General features: G+C 68.1%; 12 protein-coding genes. 4 read left to right on the forward strand and 8 right to left on the reverse strand.

Translation table 11 applies throughout. The annotated features are described in order from the left end of the window. Window positions 1-161 precede the first annotated feature (161 nt). A complete protein-coding gene (locus tag ACGLHS_RS03875) occupies window positions 162-1,763 on the forward strand; it encodes a purple acid phosphatase family protein (RefSeq protein WP_394477002.1) in 1,602 nt (533 codons plus the stop codon). On the opposite strand, the gene ACGLHS_RS03880 is transcribed toward ACGLHS_RS03875, so the two are convergent. The 6 genes from ACGLHS_RS03880 to ACGLHS_RS03905 form a co-directional block, all read right to left on the reverse strand. After that, window positions 1,760-2,410: a histidine phosphatase family protein gene (locus ACGLHS_RS03880; RefSeq protein ID WP_394477004.1), complete on the reverse strand. Its 651-nt coding sequence runs from the start codon at window positions 2,408-2,410 to the stop codon at window positions 1,760-1,762. The genes ACGLHS_RS03875 and ACGLHS_RS03880 overlap by 4 nt on opposite strands. Window positions 2,411-2,414: 4 nt before the next feature. After that, window positions 2,415-4,817, reverse strand: a complete 2,403-nt coding sequence (locus ACGLHS_RS03885; RefSeq protein WP_394477007.1) for a penicillin acylase family protein — start codon at window positions 4,815-4,817, stop codon at window positions 2,415-2,417. A gap of 90 nt (window positions 4,818-4,907) precedes the next feature. Continuing rightward, window positions 4,908-5,483: a glutathione S-transferase family protein gene (locus ACGLHS_RS03890; protein WP_394477009.1), complete on the reverse strand. Its 576-nt coding sequence runs from the start codon at window positions 5,481-5,483 to the stop codon at window positions 4,908-4,910. Window positions 5,484-5,521: 38 nt separating this feature from the next. After that, window positions 5,522-6,160: a phosphatidylcholine/phosphatidylserine synthase gene (locus ACGLHS_RS03895; protein ID WP_093237299.1), complete on the reverse strand. Its 639-nt coding sequence runs from the start codon at window positions 6,158-6,160 to the stop codon at window positions 5,522-5,524. A 114-nt stretch (window positions 6,161-6,274) separates the two neighbouring features. Further along, window positions 6,275-7,015 (reverse strand): glutamine amidotransferase, encoded by a 741-nt coding sequence (locus ACGLHS_RS03900; RefSeq protein WP_093237711.1) that lies wholly within the window; start codon window positions 7,013-7,015, stop codon window positions 6,275-6,277. Between the two features lie 33 nt (window positions 7,016-7,048). Then, complete coding sequence (locus ACGLHS_RS03905; RefSeq protein ID WP_394477012.1) at window positions 7,049-7,960, reverse strand: LysR family transcriptional regulator; 912 nt, start codon at window positions 7,958-7,960, stop codon at window positions 7,049-7,051. Window positions 7,961-8,120: 160 nt separating this feature from the next. Here ACGLHS_RS03905 and ACGLHS_RS03910 point away from each other — a divergent pair, with 160 nt between their 5' ends. The 3 genes from ACGLHS_RS03910 to ACGLHS_RS03920 all read left to right on the forward strand — a co-directional run bounded on the left by ACGLHS_RS03910 (window position 8,121) and on the right by ACGLHS_RS03920 (window position 11,220). Then, window positions 8,121-9,272 carry a CaiB/BaiF CoA transferase family protein gene (locus tag ACGLHS_RS03910; RefSeq protein ID WP_394477014.1) on the forward strand — a complete coding sequence of 384 codons (1,152 nt, stop codon included), beginning with the start codon at window positions 8,121-8,123 and terminating at the stop codon, window positions 9,270-9,272. Beyond that, entirely contained in the window at window positions 9,265-10,209 is a 945-nt protein-coding gene (locus ACGLHS_RS03915; RefSeq protein WP_394477016.1) for a hydroxymethylglutaryl-CoA lyase, read from the forward strand. Before ACGLHS_RS03910 ends, ACGLHS_RS03915 begins: the two co-directional genes overlap by 8 nt. An 87-nt stretch (window positions 10,210-10,296) precedes the next feature. Continuing rightward, window positions 10,297-11,220: a tripartite tricarboxylate transporter substrate binding protein gene (locus ACGLHS_RS03920; protein ID WP_176801028.1), complete on the forward strand. Its 924-nt coding sequence runs from the start codon at window positions 10,297-10,299 to the stop codon at window positions 11,218-11,220. Window positions 11,221-11,250: 30 nt separating this feature from the next. Here the strand turns inward: ACGLHS_RS03920 and ACGLHS_RS03925 are convergent, their stop codons facing one another. Then, window positions 11,251-12,027, reverse strand: coding sequence for a DeoR/GlpR family DNA-binding transcription regulator (locus ACGLHS_RS03925; RefSeq protein ID WP_093237303.1), 777 nt, complete (start codon window positions 12,025-12,027; stop codon window positions 11,251-11,253). A 144-nt stretch (window positions 12,028-12,171) separates the two neighbouring features. Further along, window positions 12,172-14,406 carry a phosphocholine-specific phospholipase C gene (locus tag ACGLHS_RS03930; RefSeq protein ID WP_394477019.1) on the reverse strand — a complete coding sequence of 745 codons (2,235 nt, stop codon included), beginning with the start codon at window positions 14,404-14,406 and terminating at the stop codon, window positions 12,172-12,174. Window positions 14,407-14,436: the final 30 nt, after the last annotated feature.

A 14,436-nucleotide genomic window follows, 5' to 3' on the forward strand; every position in this document is an offset into this window, starting at 1 on the left:
GCGTCCTGATTTGGGCGAAGGGGCTTGTCGAAGGGGCTTGTACCGGGCCTTGGCGATCCGTGGAGCCTCCCGTGAACCCTCCGCGAACTTCCCGCGGCGCAACACGACTGTCATGCACCGCTGCTAGCGTGGCCCGCTTCTGTGCACAACAACATTCCCACATGACAGAACCAGACAACGAACACGGCCTCGACCTCAACCGCCGCAGGCTCCTGGCCGCCGCGGGCATCGGCACCGGGGCGCTGCTGACGACCCTGCGCGCCGGCGCCGAAGAGGCCAGGGCGCCCGCCACGACCCACACCCCAGCGGCCGACCCGGTCGCCACGCCGCCGGTGGCGGGCCTGCATCTGCAGTTCGGCGCCGATGCCTCGGCGCAGATGGTGGTGTCGTGGCACACGCTGCAACCGGTGCGGCAGCCGCGCGTGCTGATCGGCCTGCCCGACGGCAAGCTCGAAAAGACGGTGGCGGCCAGCCCCGCGAGCTATGTCGACGGTAAATCGGGGCAGACCGTGTATGCCCATCACGCCAGGGTCGATGGCCTGAAGGCCGATACGGCGTACCTCTACGCCGCGCTGCACGAAGGCGCGGAACCGCAATTCGGCACCTTCCGCACCGCGCCGCGCGGGCGCCGGGCGTTCAGCTTCACCAGCTTCGGCGACCAGGGCACGCCCACCCTCGGCAAGGTTTTCACGCCGCCCGCCGGCGTGACGTTGCCGGGCACCACGTACGTCAACGACAACCTCGGCGCGCCCGCGTCCGGCGACACCACGCTGGGCGTGGAGCGGCTGCGCCCGCTGTTCCACCTTTTCAACGGCGACCTGTGCTACGCCAACCTCGCCCAGGACCGGGTGCGTACCTGGTGGGACTTCTGGAACAACAACTCGCGCAGCGCCCGCAACCGCCCGTGGATGCCCTCGCCCGGCAATCACGAGAACGAACTGGGCAACGGGCCCATCGGCTACCAGGCCTACCAGACCTACTTCTCGCTGCCTTCGGCCGAAGGCCAGACCGACACGACGCGCGGCCTGTGGTACTCCTTCACTGTCGGCTCGATGCGCGTGGTGGCCATCGCCAATGACGACGTCACCTACCAGGACGCCGGCGACTCCTACGTGCGCGGCTATTCCGGCGGCGCCCAGAAGGCATGGCTGCAGAAGGAGCTGGCGGCGGCCCGCGCCGACAAGTCGATCGACTGGCTGGTGGTGTGCATGCACCAGGTCGCCATTTCCACCGCCGACAAGTTCAACGGCGCCGACCTCGGCATCCGCGAGGAATGGCTGCCGCTGTTCGACACCTACGGTGTCGACCTGGTGGTGTGCGGCCACGAGCATCACTACGAGCGCTCGCATCCCATCCGTGGGCGGCAAGCCAACAACACGTTGACGCCCATCCCCACGGCCACCGATACCGAGGTCATCGACACCACGCAGGGCACGGTGCACATGGTGATCGGCGGCGGCGGCACGTCGGCGCCTTCCAACCAGCTGTTCTTCAATCCGCCGTGCTGCCGGGTGATCACCGGCGTGGGCGAGCGCAGCGCCACCACCGGCAAGCGGCCACCGATCTATGTGACGGAGGACGCGCCCTGGTCGGCCGTGCGCAACGCCGCGCGCTCCTATGGTTTCGCCGCCTTCGACCTCGATCCGGGCAAGCACCCCGGCGACTTCACCACCATCCGCGTGACCTACTACGACGTGGTGGGGCTGGACGGGCAGATTTCGCCGTTCGAGCGATTCACGCTGCGCCGCCCCCGGCGAGACTAGGCCAGCGCCGAGCCCCCGTCGTCGACATGCCGCAGCAGCGGCGTGACGCGCCACGCGGAGCCGCTGCGCTCAAAGCGCAACGGCTGCGCGTTGCCGAGCAGTTCGAAATCGATGGGCACGCCCAGAAGCGCGGCCAGCGCGTAGAGCGTGCCGCCGTGCGCCACCACCAGCACCGGTCCAGGCTCCTGCTGCAGCGCCGCGTCGAGCGCAGCCCGCTTGCGGGTGACGAACTGCGTCAGCGTTTCGCCGCCTTCGGGTTCGCAGGCCCAGTCGATGTTGGCCGACGAGGTGCCGATCAGCGCGCCGAAGTTGCGCTCGCGCAGCGCAGCCTGCGGTGCCGGCTGCAGCTTCAGCGTCGCGCCCACCGCGTTTGCCGTGTCGCGGGCGCGCCGCGCATCGCTGCAGACGATGGTGCGGATCGGCTCGCCGGCCAGCAGCTCGGCGGCGCGGGCCGCCTGCTGCAGGCCGAGTTCGCTGAGCGGCTCGTCGACGTCCTGGAAGATGCGCTGCGCATTGCGGCCGGTCTGGCCGTGGCGCAGAAAGTAGAAGTGGTCGCAGGCCGGCGACAGCGGCTGCGCCGCCGCGATCCGCACCAGCTGGTCGAGACCGCCGGCGGCGGTGTGGGAAGGCGTGGTTGGTGATGACATGGCTTCAATAGGCAAGCTGCAGCGGCGCGCCTTCACGCTGTGCCTGCACGTCCGCGCGATGGAACGGTAGCGGATGCCACTGCTTGGCCGCGAACAGCGGCAACTGGTCGTAGGCGCGCGGCGACGCGAGATCGCTGCTCTGGCCGTAGGTCAGCAGGCCTTGCGCCACCGGGCCGTTCGCATCGAAGGTCACGACCTGCATGTAGCTGCTGCCGTAGTTGACGTTGTAGCCCTTGGCGTCGATGGACGGCTGACCCTGCGATTCGAGCTTGTTGAGCACGCCCTCGAACTCGTCGCCGCCATGCAGCGCGATCTTCTGGCCGCGCACCATGCGCGACTGCGGCACGCCCAGCGGCACGTCGGCCGCAAAGCCGGCCGTGCGGACCACGCCGACTGCGTCGCCCAGCGCCTTGAACACCGCGGCGCGCGTGGCGGGCGTGGCCATGTCGAGGCCGGCCGGCGTCGCCACCGGCTGGGCCGGATCGAACGGCACGCGCCAGACCTTCGGCACGTCCTTGGTCTTGCGCCAGAACTCGCGGAACAGCGCCGCACCCTTCGCGTCGGCATTGCTGGTGCGGTTCCAGGCCGACAGCACGCGGCAGCCCAGGGCCTGGTCGGCATTCAGCGTGCCGGCGCTGGCCTTGCAGGCGGCCTGCAGGTCGTCCATCACCAGCATGCCGGCGAGGTTCTTGTCGCGGAAGATCACGCTGCGCAGCTCGGCCGCGCCCATGCGGTTGCCGGGCAGGCCGTCGTTGCCCGCCAGGCGGCCGCGGATTTCCATGATCGCGCTGCGCGTGCGCAGCCGCTGCGGCACGCCGACAGGGCCGACCAGCGGCGAGACGCCCGCCATCGGCGCCGTCTCGGGGTTGCTGAGCCAGAAGCTGTCGTTGCTGTTCTGCACGTAGTCGGGCGTGATGACGACCGGCATGCGGGCCGGCGCGATGATGCCGGGCGCGGCCGCCGTGGTGTCGCGGTTCCAAGCGCAGGCGCTGCGCGAGCCGTCGAGCACCGGCAGGCCGGCCGCATTGAGCAGCGCCGCCGCGGCGGGTGAGGGCGCGCAGGCCTTGAGCATGTCGGCCGACACATCGGGCACCACCGACAGGTCGGCGTACATCGCGTTGCCATCGCGGTCGGCGGCGATGGTGTTGATCCACGGCATGCCCTGGTTGCCCATGGCGGTGCGCAGTTCGCCCACGTTGCGGGCCAGTGCCATCTTCATCCAGCTGTCGGCCGAGCGCATGTTGAGCGTGTTGGCATCGCGGATCGCATAGGCCTTCTGCGCGGTCCAGCCGAGGCCGGCGCGCGGCAGCGAGATGACGGGGCCCCAGTCGGTCGAATAGAAGGTGTGTTGCACCGGTGCCCCACCGCCCGTGGCCGCGGCCGGCAGCACGACGGTGCGCGCGACCATCTTCTTCGGCTGGCCGTCGACCCAGTACACGGTCGGGTCGTTCGGATCGAGCTTCAGCTCGTACAGCGTGAAGCGCTTGCCGGTCGACACGGTGTGCGTCCAGGCCACGTCCTTGTTGAAGCCGATCGCCACCACCGGGCTCAGGCCGCCGGTGGCGCCCATCACGTCGAGCTTGCCGGGAATGGTGAGGTGCAGTTCCCAGAAGCGGTTGGTGCCGGTCCACGGAAAGTGCGGGTTGCCCAGCAGCAGGCCCTTGCCGTCGGGCGTGGCGTTGCGCCCGAAGGCCCAGCCGTTGGAGCCCAGCTCGCCGCCTTCGGGGTTGGCGTTGAAGCTGTGGCGGCCGATCTCGGCCACGGCCTCCTTCAGGTCGACCGGCGCCGCGCCGGTCTTCGTGCCCGGTGTGGGCGGCACGGCGGCCAGCACGGTGCCGGCCAACGCACCCAAGCCGCCCTGGATCATCGAGTTCTCGGTGGCACGCGACAGGTCGGCTGCAGTCATCGGGCGCACCCACGGCTTGCCGCGGCATTCGGCGGGCAGGCCGTTGGCGCCCACATCCTGCAGGTAGCGGTTGTAGCCCTCCACGTAGCCGCGCAGTGCGGCCTTCACGTCGGGGCTGGTGGTGGCGCCGGCGCGCGCCAGCGCGGCATCGTCCATGTGATAGCGGATGAACAGGTCGATCTGCGCGTTGGGCATGCGGCCCAGGCCCAGCTCACCGGTGTTCTGCGCGCCGAGGAACTGCGAACGCTCGCCGCGCAGCGTCAGCAGGTGCTCGGCGGTCTGGCAGATGTTGTCTTGCGCCTGCGCGTAGGCGGTGCCGTAGGCCAGCCCTTCGTAGTCGGGTGCCGTGATGTGCGCGATGCCGAAGGTGGTGCGCTCGATGGTCACGCTGCGCGAGCCGGGCGGCGGCGTGCTGGCACAGCCGGCGAGCAGGGCGACCAGGCCCAGGGACAGGGCCGTCAACGAAAACCGGGTGCGCGAGGTGTTGTTCTTCGATGTCATGGTGCGGGCATGGGTTGAAAAGACAGGGAGTCGATTAAAAGGCGTGCCCGCCACCGCGCAGTGTCGCCAGCGCGGCACGCCGCGCGGTTTTCAGCCGAACTTCATGCCCTTGGGCCGGGCCTGCAGGCGGTCGATGTAGGCATCGATCTTGGGGCGGTTCGAGCGGCCGCCGAAGGCGCGGTGCCAGATGAACATCGAGCCGATCATCACGTCGGCCGCGGTGAACCGCGTGCCGAACAGGTAGGGGCCAGCGCCCAGTTCGCGCTCGACCGCGTCCTTGGCCTGCTCGAAGTTGGTCCAGCCGCGCGCGCTGTTCTTGCTCTGGATCTTGAGCAGGCTGTCGCCCATGGCGGGCTCCAGTTGCGCGGTCGAGTAGACCATCAGCGACAGGTAGCGGCCGCGGTCGGGCGAGCCCGGCGGGGGCGCCAACTGCTTCTGCGGAAACTTCTCGGCGACGTACATGCAGATGGCCGCGTTCTCGAAGACGCGCGTGTGGCCGTCGACCAGCGCCGGAACCTTGCCTGCCGGATTGATCTTGAGGAACTCGGGCCGCTTGTGCGCCTTGTCCTTGAGGAGCGTGGGCACGATCTCGTAGTCGGCCCCTGCCTCGTCGAGCATCCACTTGGCGACCTGCGAGCGGCTTTGCGGATCGAAATACAGCTTCATGGCGTTGTCTCCTTTTCTTGTTCAGCGTGGGTGATGGGTCAGAACTTGGGAATGCGCAGGGTCTTGCTGATCATCAGCGTGCCCGAGAGCGCGAACAGCAGCACGAGCGGGTGCAGTTGCCACGGGCCGATGACCCAGGCACCGCCCCACACGGTGGCGCCGATGTGGCCCTGCCAGGCCGCATAGGCGAGCACGCCCACCAGCACCACGCTGGTCGGAATGGGCGTGCCCTCGAAATACTTCACCTTGTCGGCCCCTTCGGACAGCGCCTCGGCCGTGACGTTGTAGCGCGCAAGCCGGCTCACGCCGCAGCCCACGAAATAGATCAGCAACACGCAGTCCCAGCCGCCGTTCAGGCCGGCCGCGAAGGCCAGCGCGGCGGGCGCCACGCCGAAGGAGATGACGTCGGCCAGCGAGTCGAGCTCGCGGCCCAGTGCCGAATGCGTCTGGCGCCAGCGTGCGATGCGGCCGTCGAACACGTCGAAGATGAAGGCGGCCGGTGCCAGGGCGGCCGCCCACAGGAATTGCGCGAGCGACTGGCTCGCCATGAAGGCCATGGCGAGAAACACCGCACCCACGCCGCAGGCCGCGTTGCCGAGCGTGAACGCGTCGGCGAGGTGAAAGCCCCGGATCATCGAAAAGTGCTTGCGGACCGGTGCGGAATCGGGAGAGTTCATGAAGAAGAAGGCGTCTGGGCTCGGTGGCTTGGAAAATTCCCGGCACCTTAACCCAGGCGCCGGGTGGTTCTTGGGGGCGCGATTCCACGCCGCGATGCCGCTATGAGGTGGGTGTCAGGCGGCCTGGTGCGCTTCGGCGATGCGGGCGAAACGGCCGAGCAGCCCGGCGGCGGCGTCGGTGGCACCTACGCGCGCGCGCAGCGCGGCCGGGTCGGCGCCCTCGGCCTTCAGGTCATTGGCCAGCATGTCGATGTAGCCGCGCATCGCCTCGGCATCGAACTCGGGGTGGAACTGCACGCCCCAGGCGTGCTCGCCGACGCGAAAGGCGTGCACCGGCTCATGTTCGCTGCCGGCCAGTCGCACCGCGCCTTCGGGCAAGCGCAGCGCGCTTTGCCAGTGCACCGCGTTGGCCGGGAACTGCGTGGGCAGGTCGCGCAGCAAAGCGTCGGTGGCGGCGGCCTCGTTCAGCGTGACCGTGACGGTGCCGACTTCAGCACCCCCCGGGTGGTTGCCCGCCTCGCCACCGAGCGCATGCGCGAGCAACTGGTGTCCGTAGCAGATGCCGAGCACCGGCGTGCCGTGCGCCACCAGCCGCGCGAGCCAGGCGGCCGTTGTTTCGCTCCAGGGTTCGCGGTGCGACACCATCGCGTGCGAGCCGGTGATGACCACGCCCGACAGGGCTTCGGGCGCGGGCAGGGCGTCGCCACGGCGCGGGTCGATCACGACGATCGGCAGTGTCTGCGTGTCGAGGCCATCAGCGATCCAGTTCTCGAAGTCGCCTCGTTGTGCGCGAAGGGCGTCGAAGGTGTCGCCGAGCTTGATGATGACGAGCGGGTGCGGGGGCTTGTTGTCCATGGCCGGAATCATGCCGCAGGTGGGGCGGTGACCTCAACGCGTGGTTTCGCGCCGGGCTTCGCGGCGGTGCAGCAAGTCCATGAAGGCGCGTCCGACCGGCGACGGCGAGCGGCCCGCCCGCGTGACCAGCCCGATGGGCCGCGACATGGCGGGGCGCTGCAACGGCACGGTGGCCAGCTCGTCGTTCTTCGTCAACTGCAGTGCCAGCCGGGGCAATGCCGTCAACCCCAGCCCCGCCGCGACGAGCGCACCCGCGGCAGCCACGCTCGGGTACTCGAGCGCCGGCACCACCTGCAGTCCGCGCTGCAGGAAGGCCGCGTCGGTGATCGGGCGGATGCTGCTCCTGAAGCCGCTCGCGATGAAAGGCCGGCCCGCAAAGACCGACCACGCCACCGAAGCCCGGCTTGCCAGCGGGTCGTCGTGCCGGCACAGCAGCACGAAGGGGTCGTCGATCAGGTGCCGGTAGAGCATCGGCTCCTGCGGGCCGGGGCGCACGCTGATGCCGAAATCGGCGCGCCCTTCGTCGACCGCAGAACGCACCTGCTCGGCTGGCCCCTCGATCAGCGAGAACGCCACCTGCGGATGCAGCATGCGGAACTCGGCAATGGCTTTCGGCAGCAGCGCCACGCCGGTCGAGGGCAGGGCGGCAATCGTCAGGTGGCCGCTGCGGCCCTCGAGGAACTGCGACAGCTCGCTGAACGAGCTGTTGAAGTTTTCAAGAATGCGCAGCGCAATCGGCAGCAGCTCGCGCCCGGCGGGAGTGAGTTCGACATGCCGGGTGTCGCGGTCGAACAGGCGGGCACCGGCCAGCGTTTCGATGATGCGCACCGTGCGGCTCAGCGCCGGCTGCGACACATGCAGCGCCTGGGCGGCCGCGCGGAAGTTCGACGTCCGGGCGACTTCGACGAAGGCCTCCAGCTGCTGCAATGTGATGTCGGTTCGCACCGGCCGTCTCCTTCGCTTTTCGTGCCTTCGGATTGATCCGATCAAGTTATCACAGATATAGAAATATTGTCCTTCCCATATCAATGAGCGAGGGCCAGACTTGGCAGCCATCGACGGAGACAAGGGCCCTGGCGTACCGAGCAGGCCCGTGAAAGCAAGCATGGAAAAAATACTGGAAGGCATCCGGGTGCTCGAACTCGGGCAGGTGCTGGCCGGGCCCTTCGCGGGCGCGATCCTCGCGGACCTCGGGGCCGACGTGGTCAAGCTCGAACGCACCGAAGGCGGCGACGATGCGCGCCACATGGGGCCGGCCTTTCGCCACGGCGACGCGCTCAACTTTCACGTGTTCAACCGAGGCAAGAAGTCCGTCGCGATCGACCTCAAGAGTGCCGAGGGCATGAGCGTCTTCGGCCGGCTGGCGGCCGATGCCGACATCCTGATCCACAACCTGCGCCCCGGCGTCACCCACTCCATGCAGATCGACGGACCGACGATGTGCGCGCGCTACCCGCGGCTGATCTATTGCGAGATTTCCGCCTTCGGCCACACCGGCCCGCTCGGCATGCAGCCGGGCTACGAGCCGCTGATACAGGCCTTCAGCGGGTTGTCGAGCATCAACGGCGGCCCCGACGATCCGCCGATGCGCACCGGCGCCTCGGTTTGCGACCAGGGCACCGGCATGTGGGCCGTGATCGGTGCGCTGGCGCTGTTGCAGCGTCGGCACCTCACGGGCAAGGGCGGTGTGGTCAGCACCTCGCTGCTCGAAACCGCATTGGTCTGGACCGGCCAGAAGGCCGACGCCTATGCCAACGAAGGGCGCCTGCCGGAACGCCACCGCTCGGGCCACCCCGGCTTCGTACCCTACGAGGCGTTCGACACGGCCGATGCACCTTTGCTGATCTGCTGCGGCAACGACCGCCTCTTCGCCAAGTTCGCGCACGAACTCGGGCGCGACGACTGGACCACCGACGAGCGCTTTGCAACCAACAGGCTCAGGCTGCAGCACAAGGCGGCCCTGTTCGAGCAGATCGTGCCGCTGTTGCGCACGCAGACCCGCGCGCAATGGTCGGCCCGCTTCAGTGCCGCCGGCGTGCCCTGTGCGCCCGTGCACACCGTGCCCGAGGCCATCGCGCACCCGCAGGTCGAGGCGCTCGGCATGCTGCAAGCGGTGCCGGGCGAAGACTTCAGGCTGACGGCATTGCCGTTGTCGATCGACGGCGTGCGGCCCGCACACCGCGCGGTCGCGCCGCGCCTGGGGCAGCACAACCTGGAGTTCGGCGCACCGGTGCCGCAAGGAGGCACGGATGCCTGATCTCCCACGTCGCGTGCATCTGCACGAAGAGGGCCCGCGCGAGGGCTTCCAGATGGAGTCCGGGCCGATCGCGTCGGCCGACAAGGTGCGCCTGGTCGAAGCGCTGGCGCTCACGGGGCTCGAAGAAATCCAGTGCGTGTCTTTCGTCAACCCCGCGCGCGTGCCCGGCATGGCCGATGCGGAGATCGTTGCGAGGTCGATCCGCAAGCGCGAGGGCGTGCGCTACACCGGCTTGTGGCTCAACCAGCGTGGCATGCAGCGCGCGATGGAAACGCCGCTCGACATCGAAGGCACGGTGAGCCTCGGCGCATCCGAAGCCTTCTCGGTGCGCAACAACGGCAAGGGAGCAGCCGCACTGCTCGATGCGCAGCGCGCCACGCTCGCGTTCTGCATCGAGCACGCAATTCCGGTGACCCGCGGCATCGTCACGACTGCCTTCGGCTGCAACCTCGAGGGTGCGATTTCCCCTGCCACGGTGGTCGAGCGCGTGTCGCAGCTGCTGGGCCTGATGGACGAATTCGGTCTGCAGCTGCCGATCCTGCGGTTGGCCGATACCGTGGGATGGGCCCAGCCGAATGCCATCGCATCGGTGGTCGGCGCGGTGCGCGAGCGATGGCCCGCGCTGCGGCTCGGGCTGCACCTGCACGACACGCGCGGCACCGCAATGGCCAATGCATTGATGGGCCTGCAGATGGGCATCGACATCTTCGACAGCGCCTGCGCCGGCCTCGGCGGCTGCCCGTTCGCAGGGCACACCGGCGCGGCCGGCAACATCTGCACCGAAGACTTGGCGTTCATGTGCGAAGAGATGGGCATCGACACCGGCGTCGATCTCGAGGCACTGATCGAATGCGCGCGGCTCGCCGAAGAGATCGTCGGCCATCCGCTCCCGGGAAAGCTCATGCGTGCCGGCACGCTGGGCAGGTTCCGGCACTGATCCCATTCAAAAAAACATTCCACAGGAGACAAGACCGTGCTGACCTATTTCCCCCGATTCCGCATGCCGATGGCGCTCGCCGCGGCCATGCTTGCCGCCACTGTCGCGCAGGCCCAGCCGTACCCGGCCAAGCCCATTACCATCGTCGTGCCCTTCGCGGCCGGCAGCGGCACGGACCAGCAGGCGCGCAGCATGGCGCAGGCGCTGGGCGCGGAATACAAGGTGCCCGTCATCGTCGACAACCGGGCCGGCGCCAGCGGCTTCCTCGCCGCGCAGTACGTGGCAAAGGCGGTGCCCGACGGCTACACCCTGCTGATGACGACCAACACCACCCACGCAGCCAACGAGCACCTGTTCAAGAAGCTGCCCTACGACCCGGTGAAAGACTTCACTCCGGTCACGCTGCTGTCCAAGGGCCACATGCTGCTGCTGGTGAATTCGGATTCGCCGATCAAGTCGGTGGCCGACCTGATCGCGGCCGCGAAGAAGTCGCCCGGCAAGCTCAACTTCGGCAGCGGCAGTTCGTCGAGCCGCGTGGCCAGCGAATCGCTCAAGCAGATGGCGGGCATCGACGTGGTGAACGTGCCCTACAAGAGCAACCCCATGGCCATCACCGACCTGATGGGTGGGCAGGTCGACTTCATGTTCGCCGACGCGCCGACCGCGCTGCCGCAGGTCAAGAGCGGCAAGCTGCGCGCACTGGCCGTGAGCGGCAACAAGCGGCTGGCCGCGGTGCCGGCGCTGCCCACGGTGGAAGAGGCCGGCGTCAAGGGCTACGACATGTCGTACTGGACGGCGGTGTACCTGCCGCCCGGCGCCCCGGCGGCCATCACCAACAAGCTCAACGAAATGATGATCAAGGTGTCGTCCGCCCCCGCCGTCGTGGCCTACCAGGCGACCACCAGCGGCGAGGCCGTCACCAGCACGCCCGAGGGCCTGGCGGCGTTCCAGGCGGCCGAGTCGCGCAAGTGGGGGCAGGTGATCCGGGCCGCGGGCATCGAGCCCGAGTGACGGCGCCGTTCGGATTCGAGTTGATCGTCCTCAGGCGAGGATCAACTTGCTGCATGCCTTGCGTAGCGCCGGCAGGCCGGGCAGGTCGCGCGACTTGGCATCGGTGACCACCACGTCGATGTCGGCGGTGCGCATGTAGGTCACGCGGCTGGCCTGGCCGATCTTGGCGTGGTCGGCCACGATGACCACCTGCTGCGCCTGCTCGGCCATGGCGCGCGCGACCGCGGCCTCGGAGTGCTCGAAGCTCATCGCGCCGTACTTGGCATGCAGGCCCACGGGCGACAGCAGGGCCACGTCGGCCCGGTAGTTGCGGATCTTCTCGGTCGTGATGTCGCCGAGCGTGGCCTGCGTCTTCACGTCGATCTCTCCGCCCAGCAGGATGGTCTTGTTGCCCGTCAGCCGCCCCTCGCTCGCACCCGCGAGCTTGAGCGCGATGCTCAGCGAGTTGGTGATGACCGTCATGCCGCTAAGCGTGGCGATCTCTTCCGCCAAGATCGACGTGGTGCTGCCCGCGTCCAGAAACACCGTCTGCCCCGGCTGCAGCAGCGCGATGGCCGCCTTGGCGATGGCGCGCTTTTCCCGCTGGCGCGCCACGAGGCGCACGGCCAACGGGGGTTCGGGCTCCACGCTGGTGGCGATGGCGCCGCCGTGCACCCGGCGCAACTCGCCCAGGCCTTCGAGTTCGAGCAGGTCGCGGCGTACCGTCTCACGCGAGACCGCAAGGTCTTGCACGATGCGGTCGACGCTCAGGCGAGAGAAAGTGGCGAGCAGGCTGCGGATGCGCAGGAATCGTTCTTCTTGGAGCATGAGTGCTGGCGTATGAAATGGATCGGGGCGGTGTCGGTACGACAGCCGCCCCGGTCTGCATTGATTTGCGAAAAAGGGCGCAGGACCTGCGCCATTGTGCCAACCAGCGCACCGCCACGGCCGGTGCGCTGGTGCGCGCGATGCTCAGAGGTCGGCCAGGCCCATGGCCGGATCGCTCACCGAGTGCTTGCCGGTTTCCACGCGGCCGGCGAAGCGGCGGCGGTAACTGGCGTCGGTGTCGCAGCGAACCTCGAAGTCGTACCAGTGGCCGCTGTTCTCGAGCGTCCACAACTGTTCGGCCTTCGCTCCGCCATTGACCGTCGCACCCCACGGACCGTCGTTGCGGTAGGCCTTGGCGCGCACGGTGAACGTGCAGGCGCTGGCGCCGCTGTTGAGCATTTCGAGGTAGACGTTGCCATTGGCGATGTCGTAGCACACACGCACTTCGGGGTTGGCTGCGTTGCTTGCGCGCAGCGTGTCGAGGTTGCCCTTGAAATGGCGGTGAAATCCGTTGGGCCCAAGCACCCACAGGTCGTACGAGTTGCCGGTGCTGTCGGCAGTGCCGCTCCAGGTGTCGTCCAGCGTCTTGCCTGGCTCGACCATGTAGCGGCGCGGCAGGCGGTCGAGGTTGAGCTTGTCGTAGACGTGGAACACAGCTGCAGCCTTGCCGGTGTTGGCGAAGATCAGGCGCATCTGGCCATTGATCGCATCGCTGCGGCCGCTCACGTGCAACTCGTAGGGCAGCGCACGGGAGGGGCGCGCGCCGACGGCCTGCTGAGGCAGCGTGGCATTTGCCGGGGGCACGACCTGCGGCATGACTTCCTGGCTCTTTCTCAGTGCGTTGGCATCGTCCTGCGTGCGCCTTCCTGCCAGGGCCGGCAGGGCGTCGTTGTTGGGCGTGGCGAAGTTGAAGGCGCTTGTGAGGTCGCCGCACACCGCGCGGCGAAATGGCGAGATGTTCGTTTCCTTGACTCCGAAGCAGACTTCGAGGAAGCGCAGCACGGAGGTGTGGTCGAACACCTGGGAGTTGACCCAGCCGCCACGGCTCCATGGCGATATGACGTACATCGGCACGCGCGGGCCGGGGCCGTAAACGCGACCGTCATTGGGCACGGTCGTGCTGTCCACGAGCGGATAGGTGTGCCGCTCGAGGGCGATGGCGCTGTCGGGCAGCGTGGTCTTGCCTGCGGGCGTTCCGTCCGGGTTGAGCGAAGGCGCGGAGGGCGAGGGCATGTGGTCGAAGTAGCCGTCGTTCTCGTCGAAATTGACGATCAGCACGGTCTTGCTCCACACGTCGGGCGATGCGGTCAGCGCGTCGAGCACTTGCTGCGTGTACCAGGCACCTTGCACAGGACTCGAACCGCTGGGGTGCTCGCAATAGTCGTAGGGGGCGACGATCCACGATACCTTCCGCAGCGTGCCGTTCTTCACATCCTGACGGAACGCATCGAGCAGGCCGCTATCGGGCATGGTGTTGGCGATGCCCTTGTAGAGCGGGTTCTTCGCGTCGTCGCTGGCGGGGTCGTAGGCGGGCACCGTCACGCCCTTGGGCGCCGGGTTGTCGCCGTCGTACAGCACCTTCTTGCTGCCCGCGGCTTCATTCGCCGCGCGGTACTGGCGAAAGCCGCACAGCGGGTTGTCGGTGAAGTTGTCGGGCATGTTCTGGTAGACGATCCAGCTGACATTCGCCTCCTGCAGGCGTTCCGGATAGGTCTTCCAGTTAGGGCCGACAGTCGATGGGCCGATCAGGCTTTCCCATGTGTTGTCGATCGAGGAGACACCGGCCGGGCCGTTGGCCGTTTCACCCGACGGGCCATTGGTGCCTGTCCAATGGAACATGCGGTTCGAGTTGGTGCCCGTGTGCATGCCGCAGTGGTAGCTGTCGCATACCGTGAAGGCATTGGCCAGCGCGTACTGGAAGGTCACTTCGGCTTCCTGGAAGTAGCCCATCGACGCGGTGTTCTTGTAGCGCGGCCATTGGTACATCCGGCCACCATCCCAGGCGTTTTGCGCATCGCCCCAGCTGTGCGGGGTGCCGCTCACGCGCTGCGCGTTGCCCTTGGTCTGGTCCAGGTGATAGGGCAGCAGCGGCTTGCCGTTGACATCGCTCTGCTGCCACACGTTCAGGCCCTTGGGCAGCGGAATGGTGAAGCGGTCACCGAAGCCACGCACACCCATCAGCATGCCGAAGTAGTGGTCGAAGGAACGGTTCTCCTGCATCAGGATCACCACGTGCTCAACGTCCTTGACGGTGCCGGTCTTGTTGTTGGCGGGAATGGCGAGTGCGCGGCGAATGCTCGGCGGAAAAGCCGAGAGCGCCAGGGCGGCGGCGCCGGTCGTGGCCGTGCCGGTAAGGAATTTGCGGCGTGAGTTCGTCATGGGCTTGTTCTGGTGGGACATGGTGGGGCG

The sequence above is a fragment of the Variovorax sp. VaC1 genome (assembly GCF_043658315.1).
Taxonomy (GTDB): Bacteria; Pseudomonadota; Gammaproteobacteria; order Burkholderiales; family Burkholderiaceae_C; genus Variovorax.

Coding starts and splice junctions, on each gene's coding strand:
- ACGLHS_RS03910 (WP_394477014.1), top strand. CDS start 8,121: ATGGAAAAAATACTGGAAGGCATCCGGGTGCTCGAACTCGGGCAGGTG.
- ACGLHS_RS03885 (WP_394477007.1), bottom strand. CDS start 4,817: ATGACATCGAAGAACAACACCTCGCGCACCCGGTTTTCGTTGACGGCC.
- ACGLHS_RS03915 (WP_394477016.1), top strand. CDS start 9,265: ATGCCTGATCTCCCACGTCGCGTGCATCTGCACGAAGAGGGCCCGCGC.
- ACGLHS_RS03900 (WP_093237711.1), bottom strand. CDS start 7,015: ATGGACAACAAGCCCCCGCACCCGCTCGTCATCATCAAGCTCGGCGAC.
- ACGLHS_RS03875 (WP_394477002.1), top strand. CDS start 162: ATGACAGAACCAGACAACGAACACGGCCTCGACCTCAACCGCCGCAGG.
- ACGLHS_RS03925 (WP_093237303.1), bottom strand. CDS start 12,027: ATGCTCCAAGAAGAACGATTCCTGCGCATCCGCAGCCTGCTCGCCACT.
- ACGLHS_RS03930 (WP_394477019.1), bottom strand. CDS start 14,406: ATGACGAACTCACGCCGCAAATTCCTTACCGGCACGGCCACGACCGGC.
- ACGLHS_RS03890 (WP_394477009.1), bottom strand. CDS start 5,483: ATGAAGCTGTATTTCGATCCGCAAAGCCGCTCGCAGGTCGCCAAGTGG.
- ACGLHS_RS03880 (WP_394477004.1), bottom strand. CDS start 2,410: ATGTCATCACCAACCACGCCTTCCCACACCGCCGCCGGCGGTCTCGAC.
- ACGLHS_RS03920 (WP_176801028.1), top strand. CDS start 10,297: ATGCTTGCCGCCACTGTCGCGCAGGCCCAGCCGTACCCGGCCAAGCCC.
- ACGLHS_RS03895 (WP_093237299.1), bottom strand. CDS start 6,160: ATGAACTCTCCCGATTCCGCACCGGTCCGCAAGCACTTTTCGATGATC.